Annotated in this window: 11 protein-coding genes; 6 read left to right on the forward strand and 5 right to left on the reverse strand. The window is 65.9% G+C overall.

Annotated elements, in window-relative coordinates; all coding sequences use genetic code 11:
• Nucleotide 1: 1 nt before the first annotated feature.
• A complete protein-coding gene (locus N5D20_RS09945; RefSeq protein ID WP_005409505.1) occupies nt 2–226 on the reverse strand; it encodes an AbrB/MazE/SpoVT family DNA-binding domain-containing protein in 225 nt (74 codons plus the stop codon).
• A gap of 302 nt (nt 227–528) precedes the next feature.
• Between N5D20_RS09945 and acnA the strand changes: the two genes are divergently transcribed.
• Nucleotides 529–3282 carry an aconitate hydratase AcnA gene (gene acnA, locus N5D20_RS09950; protein ID WP_197579980.1) on the forward strand — a complete coding sequence of 918 codons (2754 nt, stop codon included), beginning with the start codon at nt 529–531 and terminating at the stop codon, nt 3280–3282.
• 186 nt (nt 3283–3468) lie between these two features.
• On the opposite strand, the gene N5D20_RS09955 is transcribed toward acnA, so the two are convergent.
• Nucleotides 3469–5019 (reverse strand): BCCT family transporter, encoded by a 1551-nt coding sequence (locus tag N5D20_RS09955; protein WP_197579518.1) that lies wholly within the window; start codon nt 5017–5019, stop codon nt 3469–3471.
• Nucleotides 5020–5189: 170 nt separating this feature from the next.
• Here N5D20_RS09955 and betI point away from each other — a divergent pair, with 170 nt between their 5' ends.
• From betI to N5D20_RS09980, 5 genes are all read left to right on the forward strand, one after another.
• Nucleotides 5190–5780, forward strand: coding sequence for a transcriptional regulator BetI (gene betI, locus N5D20_RS09960; protein WP_014037076.1), 591 nt, complete (start codon nt 5190–5192; stop codon nt 5778–5780).
• 38 nt (nt 5781–5818) lie between these two features.
• A complete protein-coding gene (gene betB, locus N5D20_RS09965; RefSeq protein WP_197579519.1) occupies nt 5819–7291 on the forward strand; it encodes a betaine-aldehyde dehydrogenase in 1473 nt (490 codons plus the stop codon).
• 101 nt (nt 7292–7392) lie between these two features.
• A complete protein-coding gene (gene betA, locus N5D20_RS09970; RefSeq protein WP_014037074.1) occupies nt 7393–9075 on the forward strand; it encodes a choline dehydrogenase in 1683 nt (560 codons plus the stop codon).
• Nucleotides 9076–9246: 171 nt separating this feature from the next.
• Nucleotides 9247–10923, forward strand: coding sequence for a long-chain fatty acid--CoA ligase (locus N5D20_RS09975; RefSeq protein ID WP_010482498.1), 1677 nt, complete (start codon nt 9247–9249; stop codon nt 10921–10923).
• Nucleotides 10924–11122: 199 nt separating this feature from the next.
• Nucleotides 11123–11992: a crotonase/enoyl-CoA hydratase family protein gene (locus tag N5D20_RS09980; RefSeq protein WP_010482500.1), complete on the forward strand. Its 870-nt coding sequence runs from the start codon at nt 11123–11125 to the stop codon at nt 11990–11992.
• A 12-nt stretch (nt 11993–12004) separates the two neighbouring features.
• Here N5D20_RS09980 and N5D20_RS09985 read toward each other — a convergent pair whose 3' ends face one another.
• The 3 genes from N5D20_RS09985 to lysS form a co-directional block, all read right to left on the reverse strand.
• On the reverse strand, nt 12005–14728 hold the full coding sequence (locus N5D20_RS09985) for a response regulator (RefSeq protein WP_279915157.1): 2724 nt from the start codon (nt 14726–14728) through the stop codon (nt 12005–12007).
• 1 nt (nt 14729) lies between these two features.
• Nucleotides 14730–15869 carry a two-component system response regulator gene (locus tag N5D20_RS09990; protein WP_006364528.1) on the reverse strand — a complete coding sequence of 380 codons (1140 nt, stop codon included), beginning with the start codon at nt 15867–15869 and terminating at the stop codon, nt 14730–14732.
• A 205-nt stretch (nt 15870–16074) separates the two neighbouring features.
• Nucleotides 16075–17586 (reverse strand): lysine--tRNA ligase, encoded by a 1512-nt coding sequence (lysS, locus tag N5D20_RS09995; RefSeq protein WP_279915158.1) that lies wholly within the window; start codon nt 17584–17586, stop codon nt 16075–16077.
• Nucleotides 17587–17592 lie beyond the last annotated feature (6 nt).

A 17592-nucleotide genomic window follows, 5' to 3' on the forward strand; every position in this document is an offset into this window, starting at 1 on the left:
CTTACTCCTCGTCACGCACCGCGCGTACGGCCGCGTCGGATGACTCGAAGCCGTCCAGCGCGAACTTGCCGCGCGCCCGTGAAATGGCATCGTCAACACTCTTGCGCAGGATGATGCGGCTGCCGTCCAGCTCGACCTTCAGCAGCGTGCCCTTGGTCAGGCCGAGGGCGTCACGCACCGCCTTGGGCAGGGTGATCTGTCCGCGTTCTGCAACAGTGGCTTCCATCGGTAGGCCCTCCAGAGTATGCACAAATTATACATACTTCCCCGGGCATACTTCCACCCTGAACAGGACCGGCGCCCCGCCAGCCCTTGCCTCGCAAAGGATCGGCCACAAACGTGACATACGCCATACACCTTCCCCTGTAGTCTGGAACCGATGCCGCAGGCCGGAACCCGGCCCGGATGAATCCATTCAGTCTGGGGTTCATACTGGGACCACCGGGGCCGCCAGGCCCACGGCGACCGCAAGCAGGTCCGCCCATGCGCGGGCCAGTGCAAGCCATCCGCAAGAAGGAGTTACCCCGCATGAGCGATTCGTTCTCCACCCGCAGCCAGCTGAACGTCGGCGGCAAGACCTACGACTACTTCAGCCTGCCCACGCTGGGCCAGCGCTTCGATATCTCCCACCTGCCCTACTCGATGAAGATCCTGCTGGAGAACCTGCTCCGGCACGAGGATGGCGGCATCACCGTCGGCAAGGACCACATCGAAGCCGTGGCCCGCTGGAATCCGGCGGCCGAACCGGACACCGAAATCGCCTTCATGCCGGCGCGCGTGGTCCTGCAGGACTTCACCGGCGTGCCCTGCGTGGTCGACCTGGCCGCGATGCGCGACGCGGTGGTCAAGCTCGGCGGCTCGCCGGAGCAGATCAACCCGCAGATCCCCTCCGAACTGGTCATCGACCACTCGGTGCAGGTCGATGTGTTCGGCAAGCCCGACGCGCTGGACCTCAACGGCAAGATCGAATTCCAGCGCAACCAGGAGCGTTACGGCTTCCTGCGCTGGGGCCAGAAGGCCTTCGACAACTTCAAGGTGGTGCCGCCGAACACCGGCATCGTCCACCAGGTGAACCTGGAGAACCTGGCCCGCGTGGTGATGACCGCGGACAAGGACGGCAAGGCGGTGGCCTACCCGGACACCGTGTTCGGCACCGACAGCCACACCACGATGATCAACGGCATCGGCGTGCTCGGCTGGGGCGTGGGCGGCATCGAGGCCGAGGCAGCCATGCTCGGCCAGCCCTCGTCGATGCTGATCCCGCAGGTGGTCGGCTTCAAGCTGACCGGCAAGCTGCCCGAAGGCGCCACCGCCACCGACCTGGTGCTGACCGTCACCCAGATGCTGCGCAAGCTGGGCGTGGTCGGCAAGTTCGTCGAGTTCTACGGCGACGGCCTGCAGCACCTGCCGCTGGCCGACCGCGCCACCATCGGCAACATGGCCCCGGAATACGGCGCCACCTGCGGCATCTTCCCGATCGACAACGAATCGCTGACCTACCTGCGCCTGTCCGGCCGTAGCGAAGAGCAGATCGCACTGGTCGAAGCCTATGCCAAGGCGCAGGGCCTGTGGCACGACGTCAACAGCCCGCATGCGCAGTACAGCACCACGCTGGAACTGGACATGGGCACGGTCAAGCCCTCGCTGGCCGGTCCGAAGCGCCCGCAGGACCGCGTGCTGCTGGAAGACGTGCAGAAGAACTACCGCGAAGCGCTGGTCGGCATGACCGCCAACCGCGACAAGCGCAGCGACGACGTGTCCTCGTTCGTCAACGAAGGCGGCGGCGCCGCAGTGGGCAACGAGCAACTGGCCAAGGGCTTCGCCGACATCGAGATCGAAGGCCGCAAGGTCCGGCTGAAGGATGGTGCGGTGGTCATCGCTGCCATCACCTCCTGCACCAATACCTCCAACCCGGCGGTGATGATCGGTGCCGGCCTGCTCGCGCGCAACGCGGCCGCCAAGGGCCTGAACCGCCAGCCGTGGGTCAAGACCTCGCTCGGCCCAGGCTCGCGCGTGGTCACCGACTACCTGGAAAAGGCCGGCGTACTGAAGGAGCTGGAGAAGATCGGCTTCTACGTGGTCGGCTACGGCTGCACCACCTGCATCGGCAACTCCGGCCCACTGCCGACCGAAGTCAGCGCCGGCATCGCCACCGGCGACCTGGTCGTCACCTCGGTGCTGTCGGGCAACCGCAACTTCGAGGGCCGCGTGCACCCCGAAGTGAAGATGAACTACCTGGCCAGCCCGCCGCTGGTGGTGGCCTACGCCATCGCCGGCACCACCGACATCGACCTGACCACCCAGCCGCTGGGGACCGGCAGCGATGGCCAGCCGGTATACCTGCGCGACATCTGGCCGAGCAACAAGGAAATCGGCGATGTCATCGCAGCGACCGTCGGCCCGGAAATGTTCAAGCAGAACTACGCCGACGTGTTCAAGGGCGATACCCGCTGGAACACCATCGCCTCGCCGGACGGCAACCTGTACGAGTGGAGCGATGCCTCCACCTACATCAAGAATCCGCCGTACTTCGATGGCATGACCATGCAGACCGGCAGCATCGACGACGTGCATGGTGCACGCGTGATGGGCCTGTTCGGCGATTCGATCACCACCGACCACATCTCCCCGGCCGGCAACATCAAGAAGGACTCACCGGCAGGCCGCTTCCTGCAGGAACGCGGCGTGCAGCCGGCCGACTTCAACAGCTACGGCAGCCGCCGCGGCAACGATGACGTGATGGTCCGCGGCACCTTCGCCAACATCCGCATCAAGAACCTGATGTTCGGTGGCGAGGAAGGCGGCAACACCCTGTACTACCCGGCCGGCGGCGGCCAGCCGGAGAAGCTGGCGATCTACGATGCGGCCATGAAGTACAAGGCCGACAAGGTGCCGCTGGTGGTGCTGGCCGGCAAGGAGTACGGCACCGGCTCGTCGCGCGACTGGGCGGCCAAGGGCACCCTGCTGCTGGGGGTTAAGGCGGTCATCGCCGAAAGCTTCGAGCGCATCCACCGTTCCAACCTGGTCGGCATGGGCGTGCTGCCGCTGCAGTTCCGCAACGGCGAGAACGCACAGAGCCTGGGCCTGGACGGCTCGGAGGTGATCGACATCACCGGCCTGCAGGACGGCGCCAGCAAGCGCGCCACGGTCACCGCGACCAAGGCCGATGGCACGAAGAAGACCTTCGAGGTGTCGGTGATGCTGCTGACCCCAAAGGAAGTCGAGTACTTCCGCCACGGCGGCCTGCTGCAGTACGTGCTGCGCCAGCTGGCCAGCAAGTAATGCATCACCTGTAGAGCCGAGCCTGCGCTCGGCTACATCGCCACAGCATCAGCCGAGCATGGGCTCGGCTCTACAAGAAGAAGGGCCGGATCCTCGCGGATCCGGCCCTTTCTGCTTCACCGCAGCCAGGCATGGCCTGGCTCTACTGCATCAACGGCGGCATCGGAATAGCCACCGGATACCCGCTCACCGCCGTGGCGCATCCGGATCGGTGCGCAGTGCCTTCAGCAGGCCCCACATGTAGAACGCCAGGGTGAACGAGAACGGCAGGCCGCACAGCACCACCGCCGTCTGCATCGCGCTGAAGTTGCCGGCCAGCAGCAGGCCGACGCTGGCCACGGTGATGCCGGCCGCCCAGAACACGCGCAGCCAGATCGGCGCGTCGTGGCCGTCCTCCACGCCGTCATCGACACGACGGGTGCACAGGTTGGCGATCATCAGCGTGCCCGAATCAACCGGGGTCAGGAACAGCACGAAACCGATCGCCACCGCGGCACCGGCTACGTACGGCGCGGCGGGCAGGTATTCCAGCAGCTTGAACAGCGTCATCGCCGCATCGTGCTGGGCGACGTCGCCCAGGATCGCCTGGCCGTGGTTGAGCACCAGGTCGATGGCGGTGTTGCCGAAGATCGACAGCCAGGCCAGGGTGAAGCCGAGCGGGATCAGCAGCACGCCCATGATCACTTCGCGGATGGTGCGGCCACGCGAGATGCGCGCCACGAAAAGGCCGACAAACGGCGCCCAGGCGATCCACCAGGCCCAGTAGAACAGCGTCCACGAGCCCATCCACTCACGGCCCTTGGGGTCGTTGAGGTACATGTCGAAGCTCTTGCGCACGAACGCGCCGAGGTAATCGCCGGTGTTCTGGATCAGGCCGTCGAACAGGTGCAGGGTCGGGCCGGTGACCAGCACGAACAGCAGCAGGCCGCACAGCAGGCGCACGTTGAGGTTGGACAGCCAGGCAATGCCCTTTTCCACGCCAGCAACCACGCCGATGGTGGCCACCACCATCATCACCAGCACGATCGCCACAAGCACCTGCGGCGTATCCGGGATGTGGAACAGGTAGACCAGGCCGGACTGCACCACCAGCGCGCCGATGCCGAGGTTGGTCACCATCGAGATCAGCGTGGCGAGGATGCCGAAGCCATCCACCATGTCGCCGATGCGGCCATGGATGCGCTCACCGAAGATCGGGTACAGCGCCGAGCGCAACGCCAGCGGCAGGTCGCGGCGGTAGGCGAAGTAGCCCAGCGCCACGCCGACCAGCGCGTACAGCGCCCAGCCGTGCAGGCCCCAGTGCAGGAAGGTCAGCACCATCGCCTCGCGGCCGGCGGCCACGGTACCGCCGGGCTGCCCGGGCGGATGCAGGAAATGGTCCAGCGGCTCGTAGGCACCGTAGTACAGCAGCGCAATGCCGATGCCGGCCGAGAACAGCATCGACACCCAGGCGACGTAGCCAAAGGCCGGTGATTCCTCGTTGTGGCCCAGGCGGATGCGGCCATACGGCGAGAACGCCAGCCACAGCACGAACCCCAGGCACAGCACGATCAGCAGCATGTACCACCAGCCGAACGCCGCCGAGACCTCGGCCTGCGCCCATTGCAGCCAGTGCTCGCTGCCTTCGGGATAGAGAACGGTGAGCAGCCCGAGGATGCCGATCGACACCGAGGAACTGAAGAACACAAAACGGTTCAAGCGCAGGGGCGAACGCTTGGGATGAGCCAGGGAAGACATGGGGTCGTCTCATCAAGTCCGAGGGAGCACATGGGCGGGGCCGGACCGGTAAACCGGGCCCATGGCGTGGGGCGCGAGCGCATCCTAGGGTTTATTGATTGAACGTTCAATCAATAAAAAGCATAATGGCGGGCAGCCCGATCCTTCGGGTCGCAATCCGTGGAGAGACAATGCCGAAGAAAGGCGTGGAACCGGTACGGCGCGAGCAGCTGATCCGGGCCACTTTCCAGACCATCGACGAGATCGGCATGGCCGATGCGACCGTCGCCACCATCGCGAAGAAGGCCGGGCTGTCCAGCGGCATCGTCGCCCACTACTTCGGCGACAAGGACGGCCTGCTCAATGCTGCAATGCGGCAGATCCTGCGCGAACTGAAGGACGCGGTCGCCCGTTACCGTGCCGAGGTTGGCGACGACCCGCGCGACCAGCTGCGCGCCATCGTCGATGGCAACTTCGACGACAGCCAGATCAACGGCACCGCGATGCGCGTCTGGCTCACCTTCTGGGCCGCCAGCATGCACCAGCCGGAACTGGCCCGGCTGCAGCGCGCCAACGACCAGCGCCTGTTCTCGAACCTGTGCCACCAGTTCAACCGCCTGCTGCCCCACCCGCAGGCCCGCCTGGCCGCCCGCGGCCTGGCCGCGATGATTGACGGCCTGTGGCTGCGCGGCAGCCTGGTCGGCGGCCAGTTCAATGCCGAGAAGTCCCGGCGCATCGCTTACGGCTATATCGACTTCCAGTTGCAGGCTGTCGCGCTATAAGCGCTTCAGCACCCGCCCCCTTCCAAGGAGTACGCCCCATGACCACCCTGCCCGTCCAACAGCTCTACATCCACGGCCAGCACGTCGATGCCACCAGCGGCAAGACCTTCAAGACCATCAACCCGGCCACCGGCGAGGTGATCGCTGAAGTGCAGGTCGCCAGCCAGGCCGACGTCGAACGCGCCGTGCAGAGCGCGGCCGACGGCCAGAAGGTGTGGGCCGCGATGACCGCCATGGAGCGTTCGCGCATCCTGCGCCGCGCCGTCGAAATCCTGCGCGAGCGCAACGACGAGCTGGCCCACCTGGAAACCCTGGATACCGGCAAGGCACTGGCCGAGACCACCACCGTGGACATCGTCACCGGTGCCGACGTGGTCGAGTACTACGCCGGCCTGGCCACCGCCATCGAAGGCATCCAGCTGCCGCTGCGCGAATCGAGCTTCTTCTACACCCGCCGCGAGCCGCTGGGCGTGGTCGCCGGCATCGGCGCCTGGAACTACCCGATCCAGATCGCCATGTGGAAGTCGGCCCCGGCCCTGGCCGCTGGCAACGCGATGGTGTTCAAGCCGTCCGAAGTGACCCCGCTGACCGCGATCCGGCTGGCCGAGATCTACACCGAAGCCGGCGTGCCGGCCGGCGTGTTCAACGTGGTGCAGGGCCCGGGCCGCGAGATCGGCCAGTGGCTGACCGAGCACCCGGTGATCGAGAAGATCTCCTTCACCGGCGGCGTCGCCACCGGCAAGAAGGTCATGGCCAGCGCCGCCTCCTCGTCGCTGAAGGAAGTGACCATGGAGCTGGGCGGGAAGTCGCCGCTGGTGATCTGCGATGACGCCGATCTGGACCGTGCCGCCGACATCGCGGTGATGGCCAACTTCTTCAGCTCCGGCCAGGTCTGCACCAACGGTACCCGCGTGTTCGTGCCGCGCAGCATGCTGGCCGCGTTCGAGGCCGCCGTTGTCGAGCGCGTCAAGCGCATCCGCATCGGCGACCCGATGGCCGCCGAGACCAACTTCGGCCCGCTGACCAGCTTCCCGCACATGGAAAACGTGCTGCGCTACATCGAAAGCGGCAAGGCCGAAGGCGCCCGCCTGCTGACCGGCGGCGGGCGTGCCACCGAAGGCGCGCTGGCCAATGGCGCCTACGTGCTGCCGACCGTGTTCTCCGACTGCCGCGATGACATGACCATCGTCAAGGAAGAGATCTTCGGGCCGGTGATGAGCATCCTCGCCTACGACGACGAAGACGAAGTGGTGCGTCGTGCCAACGACACCACCTTCGGCCTGGCCGCCGGCGTGGTCAGCAAGGACGTCAGCCGCGCCCACCGCATCATCCACCGCCTGGAAGCCGGCATCTGCTGGATCAACACCTGGGGCGAATCGCCGGCCGAAATGCCGGTTGGCGGCTACAAGGAATCCGGCGTCGGCCGCGAGAACGGCATCTCCACCCTCGGCCACTACACCCGCATCAAGTCGGTGCAGGTCGAGCTGGGCGACTACGCCAGCGTGTTCTGACCGGCGCGCCCCGAGCACGCCCCCTCGTCCGGCCACCGCGCCGATCCGACATTCCGTCGGGACGCCTGCATGCAGCGCGCCCCGGCCTGCAGGAGACATCCATGAGCACCCATAACGAGTACGACTACATCATCATCGGCGCCGGTTCGGCCGGCAACGTGCTGGCCACCCGCCTCACCGAAGATGCCGATGTCAGCGTGCTGCTGCTGGAAGCCGGTGGCCCGGACTACCGGCTCGACTTCCGTACCCAGATGCCGGCGGCACTGGCCTTCCCGCTGCAGGGCAAGCGCTACAACTGGGCGTACAAGACCGATCCCGAGCCCTTCATGAACAACCGCCGCATGGACTGCGGCCGCGGCAAGGGCCTGGGCGGCTCGTCGCTGATCAACGGCATGTGCTACATCCGCGGCAACGCGATGGACTACGACAACTGGGCCAGTATGCCGGGCCTGGAAGACTGGACCTACCTGGACTGCCTGCCGTACTTCCGCAAGGCGGAAACCCGCGACATCGGCCCCAACGACTACCACGGTGGTGAGGGCCCGCTGCGCGTGACCACGCCGAAGGCCGGCAACAACGAGCTGTTCGCTGCGATGGTCGAAGCCGGCGTGCAGGCTGGCTACCCGCGCACCGACGATCTCAACGGCTACCAGCAGGAAGGCTTCGGCCCGATGGACCGCACGGTGACCCCGAAGGGCCGTCGCTCCAGCACTGCCCGCGGCTACCTGGACCTGGCCAAGCCGCGCCCGAACCTGACCATCGTCACCCACGCGCTGACCGACCGCATCCTGTTCTCGGGCAAGCGTGCGGTGGGCGTGCAGTGGCTGCACAACGACCAGCCGCAGCGTGCCACCGCGCGCCGCGAAGTGCTGCTGTGTGGCGGCGCCATCGCCTCGCCGCAGATCCTGCAGCGCTCCGGCGTCGGCCCGGCCGATCTGCTGCGCAGCCTGGACATCGACCTGGTACACCACCTGCCCGGCGTCGGCGCCAACCTGCAGGATCACCTGGAGATGTACCTGCAGTACGAGTGCAAGAAGCCGGTCTCGCTGGCGCCGGCACTGAAGCTGTACAACCAGCCGGCCATCGGTGCTGAGTGGCTGTTCCTGGGCACCGGCATCGGCGCCAGCAACCAGTTCGAGGCCGGTGGCTTCATCCGCAGCGACGCCGAGTTCGACTGGCCGAACCTGCAGTACCACTTCCTGCCGGTGGCGATCAATTACAACGGCTCCAACCCGATCAAGGCGCACAGCTTCCAGATGCACGTCGGTTCGATGCGCTCGCCCAGCCGCGGCCGCATCCATGTACGTTCGAAGGATCCGCGCGAACATCCGAGCATCCTGTTCAACTACATGTCGCACGATCAGGACTGGCGCGAGTTCCGCGCGGCGATCCGCATCACCCGCGAGATCTTCGCGCAGCCGGCGCTGGCACCGTACAGCGGCCGCGAGATCTCCCCGGGCAGCGCGCTGCAGACCGATGCGCAGATCGATGCGTTCGTCCGCGAACATGCCGAGACCGCCTACCACCCGTCGTGCTCGAACAAGATGGGCCACGCCGATGACCCGATGGCGGTGGTCGACGGTCAGGGCCGCGTGCACGGGCTGGAAGGCCTGCGCATCGTCGATGCTTCGATCATGCCGCAGGTGGTGACCGGCAACCTCAACGCGCCGACCATCATGATGGCCGAGAAGCTGGCCGACGTGATCCGCGGCCGCACCCCGCTGGCCCGCAGCACCGCGCCGTACTACAAGGCCAACGGCGCACCGGTGCGCAAGCAGGGCTGACGCAAGCGGCCCGATCGAGCGCAGATGCCGGCCAGCGGCCGGCACTACCCAGCAAAGAGGCCCTTCGGGGCCTCTTCGCGTTTTCCCTACGGCGGGGTATGCTGCAATGAACGGCCATTGTCGCTACGCTCAGGGCCGAACCTAATACATCACGATTCCTGGAGGGGGAATATGAGTCTGGATCGTCCCTGGCTGCAGAGCTATCCGAAAGGCGTTCCCGCCGAAATCGACGTCAACGAATTCCATTCGGTCGCCTCGGTCTTCGACGCTTCCGTCGCGAAATTCCGCGACCGTCCCGCCTACTCCAGCTTCGGCAAGGTCCTCACCTATGGTGAGACGGACGCGCTGGTCACCCAGTTCGCCGCCTACCTGCTGGGTGAGCTCAAGCTCAAGAAGGGTGACCGCGTCGCCCTGATGATGCCCAACTGCCTGCAGTACCCGGTGGCCACCTTCGGCGTGCTGCGCGCCGGACTGACCGTGGTCAACGTCAACCCGCTGTACACCGCGCGCGAACTCAAGCACCAGCTGGTCGACGCCGGCGTCAGTGCGCTGGTGGTGGTCGACAACTTCGGCGACACCGTCGAGCAGGTCATCGCCGATACGCCGGTCAGGCACGTGGTCACCACCGGCCTGGGCGACCTGCTCGGCGCCAAGGGCGCGATCGTCAACTTCGTGCTGAAGTACGTCAAGAAGATGGTGCCCAACTACCACATCAAGGGCGCCGTCCGCTTCAAGCAGGCGCTCAAGCTGGGCAGCCGCCACGCGCTTCCGCCGGTCGAGATCGACCACGACGACATCGCCTTCCTGCAGTACACCGGCGGCACCACCGGCGTGGCCAAGGGTGCGATGCTGACCAACCGCAACCTGATCGCCAACATGCAGCAGGCGTCGGCGTGGCTGTCCACCTCGGGCATCGAGCCGGGCAAGGAAGTGATCATCACTGCCCTGCCGCTCTACCACATCTTCGCGCTGACCGCTAATGGCCTGGTCTTCATGAAGTTCGGTGGCTGCAATCACCTGATCACCAACCCGCGCGACATGAAGGGCTTCGTCAAGGAGCTCAAGGGCACCCGCTTCACTGCCATCACCGGCGTCAACACGCTGTTCAACGGCCTGCTCAACACCCCGGGCTTCGACGAGATCGACTTCTCTTCGGTCAAGTTCACTCTGGGCGGCGGCATGGCGGTGCAACGTGCCGTGGCCGAACGCTGGAAGAAGGTCACCGGCGTGACCCTGGTCGAAGCCTACGGCCTGACCGAGACCTCGCCGGCAGCCTGCATCAACCCGCTCACCCTGCCCGAGTACAACGGCGCCATTGGCCTGCCGATCCCGTCCACCGATGCCTGCATCAAGGACGACAACGGCAATATCCTGGCGCTGGGCGAAGTGGGCGAGCTGTGCATCAAGGGCCCGCAGGTAATGAAGGGCTACTGGCAGCGGCCGGAAGAAACCGCCACCGCCATCGACGCCGACGGCTGGCTGCACACCGGCGACATGGCGAAGATGGACGAAAAGGGCTTCTTCTACATCGTGGACCGCAAGAAGGACATGATCCTGGTGTCCGGCTTCAACGTGTACCCGAATGAGGTCGAAGACGTCATCGCGATGATGCCGGGCGTGCTGGAAGTCGCCGCCGTCGGTGTCCCGGACGAGAAGTCCGGCGAAGTGGTCAAGGTCGTGATCGTGAAGAAGGACCCGAACCTGACCGCGGAAATGGTCAAGGAACATGCGCGGGCAAACCTGACCGGTTACAAGCACCCCAGAATCGTAGAATTCCGAAAAGAGCTGCCGAAGACCAATGTCGGCAAGATTCTCCGTCGCGAGCTGCGTGATACGCCCGCCCAGTAAGGGTTTCCGGGCAACGGGACAATACAGGGCCCCCGCCGGAGACGGCGGGGTCTTTTTATTGCCGGAACATGGCCGGTACAGCGCTTGCGGGCGGTTCACGACGGGTGCATAGAATCAGTCGCCGCCGCACGTTCAGCCCGCCCCCTCACTCCTCTCCGTCCGCTCTGCGGTTGGCCGGACGGTCACACGGAGAACTCCCATGTCCGCAGTACGCCCCATCATCACCCGCCCCTCGCAGCACCCTACCCTGCGTATCACCGAGGAGCCCGAGCGGGATGTCTACTGGATCCACATGCACGCCAACCTGGTCAACCAGCCGGGCCGGCCGTGCTTCGCCTCGCGCCTGGTCGATGACATCGTCGACTACCAGCGCGACCTGGGCGACCGCCTCAGCGCCTCGCACGCCCTGTCACCCCATGTCGTCCTTGCCTCGGACAGCGACGTGTTCAACCTGGGGGGCGACCTCGAACTGTTCTGCCGCCTGATCCGCGAAGGCGACCGCGCCCGCCTGCTCGACTACGCCCAGCGCTGCGTGCGCGGCGTGCATGCCTTCCATGCCGGCCTGGGCACCCGTGCCCACAGCATCGCCCTGGTCCAGGGCAATGCACTGGGTGGCGGCTTCGAGGCCGCACTCAGCTGCCATACCATCGTCGCCGAGGAAGGCGTGCTGATGGGCCTGCCCGAGGTGCTGTTCGACCTGTTCCCGGGCATGGGCGCCTACTCCTTCCTGTGCCAGCGGATCAGCCCGCGCCACGCCGAGAAGATCATGCTGGAAGGCAACCTCTACACCGCCAGCCAGCTGAAGGAGATGGGCCTGGTCGACATCGTGGTGCCGGTGGGCGAAGGCGTTGCCGCAGTCGAACAGGTGATCAAGGAAAGCCGACGCATTCCGCACGCATGGGCAGCGATGCGTGAGGTCAACGAGATCGCCACCATGGTGCCGCTGCATGAAATGATGCGGATCACCGAGATCTGGGTGGACACCGCCATGCAGCTCGGCGAGAAGTCCCTGCGCACCATGGATCGGCTGGTACGGGCGCAGGCCCGGCGCAATGGCGACCCGGCCTGAGCGTCTGGCGGGTCAGGACGGGCTGCGCTCGCTGTCGTCGCGGTGCGGTGCCCCCGCGCTACGGGCAGCCAACGCATTCCTGCCGTTGCGCAGGGCGGTCGCCAGGCTGCCGAGGCGGGCGCTCCATTCACCCTTCAGCTGCCAGTCCGCCATGCGCATGATTTCGCCACTGGAGGCGGCAACCTGGACAAGCCCCAGGTTGCTCGCCACACCGCGCAGCGCGTGTGCATGCTCGCGGAAATCCTCCCAGGCCTGGCGCTCGCCGCAGCCCTGCAGCTGGCCCATGCTCGCGTCGACGTCCGCCAGGCATTGGTCGATGAACTTGCGTTCGAAGCCATCGCCCATGCCCAGCGACGCCAGCTCGTCCAGTACTGCGGTATCGAGCACGCCATCGCCGACCGGCAATGCCGGCACCGACTGGATGCCGGACTCGGCGCGGGTGTTGGCGGCGACATCGGCCAGCACTTCAAGCAGGCGGGTGGCCACCACGGGCTTGGCAAGGAAGGCGCGGGCACCGGCCTGCTCGCAACGCAGGATGGACTCGGGGGTGACGTCCGCGCTCAGCACCATGACGGGAACGTAAGGCATGCCACTGGCCTGCATCACCCGCAACTGCTTGAGCAGGTCCAGTCCGCTCATGCCGGGCATGTGCAGGTCGACGATCGCTGCGTCGTAACTGGCCTGCTCCAACGCATCCAGCACTTCGGCGCCGCCATTGACGCAGGTGACCTTGTGGCCGGCCTTCTCCAGCAACCGCTGCAGCACCATGCGGTTGGCTTCGTGGTCGTCGGCTACCAGAACCCGCAGGCTGCGCACCCGTGCACGATGGCGCAGGAAGGGATTGGAAAACGCGATGACATTCCCAGCTTCAGCCACCTCGGACGGAACCGCCGGGGCTGATGAGGTGTCTGCGACGTCCAGCGTGATCTCGACCCAGAACACGCTGCCGCGCGGGCTGTTCGGCGCATAGCCGACCTGCCCGCCCATCGACTCGACCAGGCCCTTGGCAATGGCCGTGCCCAGACCGGTGCCTTCATGGCGACGGGCCAGGCCGACATCGCCCTGCTCGAAGGCATTGAACAGGCGCCCGCGCAACGCCATCGGCACGCCGATGCCGGTATCGACGATCTCGAATCGCAGGCGCATCCGCTCGCTGCCCAGCGCATCGGGGCTGGACACGCGCAGATGCACGTAGCCGCTGTCGGTGAACTTGACCGCGTTGCCCATCAGGTTCAGCAGAATCTGCTGCAGATGCCCGGCATCACCCAGCAGGCGCGGCGGCACGTTGTCGTCCACCTGCACGCGATAGTCCAGCGATTTGGAGCGGGTCTGCGGGGTCAGGATCAGGTTGATCGCCTGCAGCACATCGGCCAGCGCGAACTCGTGCCACTCCACGCGCACCTTGCCGGCTTCGATCGCGGAGATGTCCAGCACCTCTTCCACCAGCGCCAGCAGGCTGCGGGTCGAGGCCTGTATGGTGTTCAGGCACTCGCGCTGTTCATCGTCCAGGCGGGTGGTGGCCAGCACCTCGGTCATGCCGGCCAGCCCGTTCAACGGCGTGCGGAATTCATGGCTCATGTTGGCCAGGAAGCGGCTCTTGGCCTCATTGGCCTGGCGCGCCTCGGCCACCGCCCGGGTCAAGGCATGCAGCAACGAATCGAAGTACAGCGGAATCGCGCCCAGGCCCAGCAGCAGGCCCCAGCCCAGATAGTCGTGGCCGCGCCAGTATGGCGACAGCATCACCGTGCACAGGAAGGCCAGGCAGCCCATGGCAGTAGCCACGCGCAGGTAGGTGCTGCCGTAGCGCATGCCGTTGCCGATCGTGACCCACAGCATCACCGCATACAGCGGTGCCGCCGGCTCGCCCTGGATCGTCATGATCCAGGCCATGCAGGTGTAGTCGGTCAGCATGCCGATCACCCGGCGCACATGCGACACGCCCGGATTGACCAGGATCGCGGTCAGCAGGCCGGCGGAAATGGTCAGCTCGAAGGCGAGGATCAGCCACGTCGTCGTCAGCGCTTCACCGCCACCGCTCAGCGAACGCCAGCCGAGATAGCTGATGAACAGCGCCGTGATGATGATGCGGATCAGGTTCTGCGCGTGCTCGCTGTCCTCGCGCCCGGACAGGCGCTGCTTGAAGCGGGCCAGCAGCGAGCGCTTGTCGGAGCCAGCGGCGGGCGTCGTATCCATGGTAGGATGTCGCATCCTTCGGCGCAGCAGGGAGGAGCAGCACAACGGTACTGCCAGCAACCCCAACCACAGGGAAATGGCCAGGCCCAGGTTGGCCTGCCAGTAAGGGGTCAACAGCACGGTGGTGCCGAAACTGACCATCGCCAGCACGATGGCAGCGGCCAGGTAGCGCGGCCCGAAGCGCAGGCCGTTGCCCACCGTGACCCACATCACCACCGCATACACCCACGCCAGCGGCTCGCCCATCTGGATCATGCCGACCGCGATCAGGCCGTAATCGGCCAGCATCCCGGCCACGCGCCGCGGGTCCGAGCGCTCAGGCTTCCACAGCAGCCAACCGCACAGCAGCAACGACAGGCCCAGCCCGGTCAGCACCGTTGCCAGCACGCCCTGGTACTGGTCCAGCCGGTGCAGGCGGGCACCGGACAACAGTACATAGAGCAGGATCAGCGAGATCAGCACCACCCGCACGATCGCCTGGCCATGTTCCGAATCCGGACGCTGCGCCAGCCGACGCCTCACGCGTGCGAACAGGTCCTGCATGTCACCCACCCGGTCGCGTCGATGCCGTCGAGTGCTGGGCGCAGATATCCATCAACTGCTGGTGACCGCGCATCAGCGCATCCACGCAGCGCGGGTCGAACAGTCGGCCACGCTGGGCGTACAGATAAGCCAGTGTGGCTTCCATGGTCCATGCTTCCTTGTACGGACGGGGTGAGATGAGTGCGTCAAAGACATCGGCCACGGCGACGATGCGCGCTTCCAGCGGAATCGCCTCACCGACCAGCCCATCCGGGTAGCCGCTGCCGTCGTAACGTTCGTGGTGGCGCAGCGCGATCAATGCGCCGACCTGGATGAAGCGGTTCTGGCTGCCGCTGAGCAGTTCATGGCCGATGCGCGGGTGACGGCGCATGATCGCCAGCTCCTCGTCGTTGAGCTTGCCCTGCTTGAGCAGCACGGCATCGGGAATGGCGATCTTGCCCATGTCATGCAGCGGCGCCGCCATCTCGATCAGGCGCACGTCGTCTTCGGGCAGGCCCAGCTGCTCGGCGATCAGCCCTGCCACGCGCGCCATGCGCTCGAGGTAGGCACTGGTGCCGGCATCACGGAACTCGATCGCCCGCGCCAATCGCGACAGGGTCTCGCGTTCGCGTTCCTCCACCTCGTGCATGCTTGCCAGCAAGCGCTGCTCCAGCGACAACGCGCGTTGCTTCACGTTCTCGGTCTGCTGGCGCAGTTGCAGCAGGTTGTAGCAGCGCGCGCGCAGTTCGCGCGGGCGGATCGGCTTGACCAGGAAGTCGATGACCCCCGCTTCCAGCGCCGCCTGACGAATCGGCTCGTCACCGACCACGGTGATCAGGATCACCGGAATGTCGCGATGCTTGGGCAGGCGGCGGAAACGGCGGGCGAACTCCAGCCCGTCCATCTCTGGCATGCGGTAATCGAGCAGCAGCAGGTCGACCGGATGCGCCTCGCACCAGGCCAATGCGGTCAGCGGATCACCGAAGTCATACACGCTCAGTTCGGGCGCGATGTCCTCGATGACGTGACGCAGCATCGTCCGGGCGGACGTCTGGTCGTCAACAATGACGATGTTCAACGCGTACTCTGCCTGGTTTCTCGACCATGCTGGATCATCAGCAGGCGAGGATACCCTGCCGCTGCGAACGCTCGCACCCTGCATCGGCCTGACTCCCGTGTCATGCGTCCCGGTTCATGATCGTCATCACATTGTGAAGCGGACTCTCCACAATGCGCACTCCCCCTGGCGCCGATCAAGCCATAACAGACGTCAAGGTAGTGCATTAACGATACGCCGAGTGCGGGAGGCGTCAATCGCGCCGTCTCATTTCGCGACGGCGCGCACAAACAGGAGTCAAAAAGACGACTTACTGCTCCGGACGCATGTACGGGAACAGCAGCACGTCGCGGATCGAGCTGCTGCCGGTCAGCAGCATCACCAGGCGATCGACGCCGATGCCGAGGCCGCCGGTCGGGGCCATGCCGTACTCCAGCGCACGGATGTAGTCGGCGTCGTAGTGCATGGCCTCGTCGTCGCCACCCTCCTTCGCCGCTACCTGGGCCTGAAAGCGCTGGGCCTGGTCTTCCGGGTCGTTCAACTCGGAGAAGCCGTTGGCCAGCTCCTTGCCGTTGACGAACAGCTCGAAGCGGTCGGTGTAGCCCGGATCGTTATCGTTGGCGCGGGCCAGCGGCGAGACTTCCACCGGGTGGTCGGTGATGAAGGTCGGCTGGATCAGGGTGTGCTCGACAGTGGCCTCGAAGATCTCCAGCAGCAGCTTGCCCCAGCCGTAGGACGGCTTGACTCGGATCTTCAAGCGCTCGCAATGGCGCAGCAGCGCGTCGCGGTCGGTGCAGTCGGCCGCAGAGATTTCCGGGTTGTGGTGACGCACCGCCTCGTCCATGCGCCAGCGGCGGAACGCCGGGCCCAGGTCGATCTTCGCACCGTCCCACTCCACCTCGGTGCCGCCGTTGACCGCCTGGGCCACGTCACGGATCACGCCTTCGGTCAGGTCCATGATCTCGTTGTACGTGGCATAGGCCTCGTACAGCTCCATCATGGTGAATTCCGGATTGTGGCGGGTGCTGACGCCTTCGTTGCGGAAGTTGCGGTTGATCTCGTACACGCGCTCCAGGCCACCCACGGTCAGGCGCTTGAGGTACAGCTCCGGCGCCACGCGCAGGTACAGGTCCAGGTCCAGCGCGTTGTGGTGGGTGGTGAACGGCTTGGCCGCCGCGCCGCCGGGGATGTAATGCATCATCGGCGTCTCGACTTCCAGGAAGTCGCGGTTGTCCAGCCACGCGCGCATGGCGCGGATGGTCTTCGAGCGCTTGATGAACACCGCGCGCGATTCCGGGGTCACGATCAGGTCGACGTAGCGCTGGCGATAGCGCTGCTCGACGTCGGCCAGGCCATGCCACTTGTCCGGCAGCGGTCGCAGCGACTTGGTCAGCAGGCGGATCGATTCGGCCTTGACCGACAGCTCGCCGGTCTTGGTCCGGGTCAGGCCGCCTTCGACGGCGATGATGTCGCCCACGTCCCAGCCCTTGAAGGCGGTATAGGCATCGCCCAGCACCGTGCCCTGCAGGAACAGCTGGATGCGACCGGACTCGTCCTGGATCTGCGCGAAACTGGCCTTGCCCATGATGCGCTTGGCCATCAGGCGGCCCGCCATCTTCACCTGGCGGCCGTTGCCTTCCAGGGCCTCGGCGGTCCACTGTTCGGCATCGGCGAACTCTTCCTGCAGGCGGCCGGCGAAGTCCTCGCGACGGAAGTCGTTCGGGTACGCGATGCCCTGCCCACGCAGCGTTTTGAGTTTCTCGCGGCGCTCGGCGATCAACTTGTTTTCGTCAACGGGGGGGGTATCGGTAGCTTCGCTCATGGATCT

This window comes from Stenotrophomonas sp. GD03877 (genome assembly GCF_029840555.1).
Classification (GTDB): domain Bacteria; phylum Pseudomonadota; class Gammaproteobacteria; order Xanthomonadales; family Xanthomonadaceae; genus Stenotrophomonas; species Stenotrophomonas geniculata.

Excerpts from the sequence above, each read along its gene's own strand:
- N5D20_RS09980 (WP_010482500.1), top strand. The coding sequence starts at position 11,123 with ATGTCCGCAGTACGCCCCATCATCACCCGCCCCTCGCAGCACCCTACC.
- N5D20_RS09975 (WP_010482498.1), top strand. The coding sequence starts at position 9,247 with ATGAGTCTGGATCGTCCCTGGCTGCAGAGCTATCCGAAAGGCGTTCCC.
- N5D20_RS09955 (WP_197579518.1), bottom strand. The coding sequence starts at position 5,019 with ATGTCTTCCCTGGCTCATCCCAAGCGTTCGCCCCTGCGCTTGAACCGT.
- N5D20_RS09990 (WP_006364528.1), bottom strand. The coding sequence starts at position 15,869 with ATGCAGGGTGCGAGCGTTCGCAGCGGCAGGGTATCCTCGCCTGCTGAT.
- betI (WP_014037076.1), top strand. The coding sequence starts at position 5,190 with ATGCCGAAGAAAGGCGTGGAACCGGTACGGCGCGAGCAGCTGATCCGG.
- acnA (WP_197579980.1), top strand. The coding sequence starts at position 529 with ATGAGCGATTCGTTCTCCACCCGCAGCCAGCTGAACGTCGGCGGCAAG.
- lysS (WP_279915158.1), bottom strand. The coding sequence starts at position 17,586 with ATGAGCGAAGCTACCGATACCCCCCCCGTTGACGAAAACAAGTTGATC.
- betB (WP_197579519.1), top strand. The coding sequence starts at position 5,819 with ATGACCACCCTGCCCGTCCAACAGCTCTACATCCACGGCCAGCACGTC.
- N5D20_RS09985 (WP_279915157.1), bottom strand. The coding sequence starts at position 14,728 with ATGCAGGACCTGTTCGCACGCGTGAGGCGTCGGCTGGCGCAGCGTCCG.
- N5D20_RS09945 (WP_005409505.1), bottom strand. The coding sequence starts at position 226 with ATGGAAGCCACTGTTGCAGAACGCGGACAGATCACCCTGCCCAAGGCG.
- betA (WP_014037074.1), top strand. The coding sequence starts at position 7,393 with ATGAGCACCCATAACGAGTACGACTACATCATCATCGGCGCCGGTTCG.